Consider the following 353-nt stretch of genomic DNA (forward strand, 5'->3'; position numbering starts at 1 on the left):
CCGTTAATCAAAAAATTAACAGCCATATCTTACTCCCTCCTCTACCATTACAAATCAAACGGAATGGTATTGGTTTTCTCAATTTGCTTGTTTACGTAATTGATAGAAGCTTTTCCGATAGCTTCCTCTTCCACTTCAACCGTAACGTTGATAGTTTGCTTGCCACCTTCCGTAGTAGACATTTGGCCACTTTGAATCGCTGCTATGATTGCTTGCGTTAAGCTGTCATAATTTGTTCCGCCATCAAAGTTATTCGCTGTAGTGCTTCTATTGAATGAACCGCCACTAGAAGAACCTGGATCAGCATTGTTCAATACCTCGGGCATGGTTAAATCAAAGCCCATGAAATCTAA

At 40.2% G+C, this 353-nt stretch carries 1 protein-coding gene; it reads right to left on the minus strand.

What is annotated here, in order from left to right:
- Window positions 1–47: 47 nt before the first annotated feature.
- A partial coding sequence (locus C240_RS16425) for a hypothetical protein (protein WP_271497277.1) occupies window positions 48–353 on the minus strand: 306 nt, incomplete at its 5' end.

This window comes from Enterococcus sp. 5H (genome assembly GCF_028128615.1).
Classification (GTDB): Bacteria; Bacillota; Bacilli; order Lactobacillales; family Enterococcaceae; genus Enterococcus_L.